The following is a 2,238-nucleotide window of genomic DNA, read 5'->3' as shown; positions in this document are numbered from 1 at the left end:
ATGCGTCTGTCCTCGCTCATAGCTGATGTGTTTTGAGTTTCTGAAAAAATTTCGTTTAGTCGCTAATAGCAATATTTAGAAAAATGATTAACTTTGCGATTAGAAATGATTAATCTAAATTAGTTATTGGTACAGAAACAAACAAACCAATCGTGCTAAATGATTGTTTGGATTGTTATTATTGGAAAATACTAATCAAGATAATTAGAAAATCTAAACTCAAAATATGGACAAACGTGTAGAACGTATCAGAGAGGCACTTGAATGGCTCAAGACAAACGGAGTGTTCCGCTCCAACCGGGAGATTGCCGAAAAGATGGGTTACAATCCGAGTATGCTGTCACAGGTGATTACCGGAAAATCCGCGGTCAGCCAACGTTTCGTAAAGACCCTGTGCGCTGTGGCGCCGGGTCTGAGGCAGGATTGGGTATGGAACGGAAACGGGGATATGTTCATGCCTCAGATCGTTCCCGAGCCTGTATCGGGTGAGGTTCCGACGGATTTTGAACGGCTCACATTCATAATGGAGCAGATGGCGCAGCTCGTGAAGAGTTTTTCAATAGTGGTAGGCCCACTTGATAATAAACTGAAAGCACTTGAAAAGACAGTGAAAGAACAGGACAAGAAGATAAAGCAACTTGAAAACGAACTCCAGCAAATGAAGAAAGCCGCCCCTTCAAAATGAAGCGACGGCTTATTGAATGGTTGTTGTTGTACCTTTTAATAAGGAGTGGCGCATATTATTTAAGGATTCCGTAGCCCTTGATTACGCTTGTCTGGAGAACCTGGGCGTATTTCTCGGTCATGGCTACGCTGGAGTGAGCGAGCATCTTGCTCACCGTGGAAATATCGACACCCTTGGTCAGCGCCCACGTCGCAAACGTGTGGCGCCCGACGTGCATTGTCAGGTTGATGTGTATGCCTGCCATGTTGGCAATGAGCTTCAGCTGGTCGTTGCACTTCTGATTTGACATACGGTTAAGGTCGTAGTCGTACTTTTTAAGTATTTCCGCAGCCTTCGGAAGCAGCACTATGATATAGGGCTGTCCCGTCTTCGTGCGCTTATCGCGTATGCAAAGGTCGTCCCCCTGCTTGAACACGTCGCTCTTCTTGATCTTCACGAGGTCGCTGTATGCAAGCCCTGTATAGCAGGAGAATATGAACATGTCGCGCACCTGTTCGGTCATGCCGAACAGCTCCAGTGCCTCGATACGGTTTCGTTCCTCTTCAGTAAGGAACTTTATGCCCTCCGATTTCCCTCTCGGTATCCTCATGTTCTCGTAAGGGTTGGTCTCCAGTTTCTCGAACTGGATTGCCTCTACGATATAGGGTTTCAGCCTCTTGTGATAGCCGTGGACGGAGGACTGTGCAGTGACGCGCTTGCGTATGAAGTCGTCCCACAGGCGGATATTCTTTGGCGTGAGGTCACAGAAATTGCGGATAAGCCCGAACTCCCGGAGGCACGAGAGCATGACCTTATGCTGCCGTCTGGTGGATTCACCGACGGGGCGCATGTCGATACGTTCCTCCAGCCATGAGAGGAAATCCATCGTAGAGCCCTGTACCCGTGTCTTGCGCACCTTCTTCAGCTGCGACAGGTCGTAGTCTCCGCCTTTAGACGCGATGGAGGACATTTTCTCGCGTATGCCGTCGTACACACGCCGGATCTGGTCGTTGAGTCTGCCAGCTTCAGGATGGTTCACCACCTGATTGCCCTGCCACTGTTGTTTGAGAACGGCAACGCCTGTCGAGAGGCGGACGCGCTCGCGGTTGTATGACACCTCGACCTCAACGGTTCCGGTGGTGACTGCCGACGCCTTCTTGCGACGGTCGAAAATAATCTTTATCTGGGGTATTCCAGCCATAGTAGTTTGAGTGTTAGGGATTAAACTTGTTAAGGACTTCGTTGTGGTACACTCCGAAACCGTGTACCACATTCTCTGAAAAATGTACCACGCGTGTACCGCATACAAAAATAACTGACTTCGACGGCATGCTGTTGTGTGCCGTTTCTCTTTTGGGAGAATTTAGCACAAAATAGCAAATATCAGAGAGTTGAGTGGTATGACCGCCCTCCAAGCCCGGGATATGGGGGACAGGTGCCTCAACATTGATGATATGTCGGGAAATCCGGTACATTTTGTGGTACATTTTTGTGGTACATTCACGAAATCTGTACCAAAGATAATGTGCTAAATCGGAACTAACAAATGCTAACTTTGGCTAACGGACGGAAAG

The 2,238-nt window shown here is 48.2% G+C and carries 2 protein-coding genes; one reads left to right on the top strand and one right to left on the bottom strand.

The annotated features are described in order from the left end of the window. Nucleotides 1-226 precede the first annotated feature (226 nt). Nucleotides 227-685, top strand: a complete 459-nt coding sequence (locus K2G41_RS10470) for a hypothetical protein (RefSeq protein ID WP_300117942.1) — start codon at nucleotides 227-229, stop codon at nucleotides 683-685. Between the two features lie 55 nt (nucleotides 686-740). Here the strand turns inward: K2G41_RS10470 and K2G41_RS10465 are convergent, their stop codons facing one another. Continuing rightward, entirely contained in the window at nucleotides 741-1,865 is a 1,125-nt protein-coding gene (locus K2G41_RS10465) for a site-specific integrase (RefSeq protein ID WP_300117941.1), read from the bottom strand. Nucleotides 1,866-2,238 lie beyond the last annotated feature (373 nt).

The sequence above is a fragment of the Duncaniella sp. genome (assembly GCF_029056165.1).
Classification (GTDB): Bacteria; Bacteroidota; Bacteroidia; order Bacteroidales; family Muribaculaceae; genus Duncaniella.
Note: the sequence above shows the minus strand (reverse complement) of the source record. Positions and strands in the feature narration are given on the sequence as shown.

Coding starts and splice junctions, on each gene's coding strand:
- K2G41_RS10465 (WP_300117941.1), bottom strand. CDS start 1,865: ATGGCTGGAATACCCCAGATAAAGATTATTTTCGACCGTCGCAAGAAG.
- K2G41_RS10470 (WP_300117942.1), top strand. CDS start 227: ATGGACAAACGTGTAGAACGTATCAGAGAGGCACTTGAATGGCTCAAG.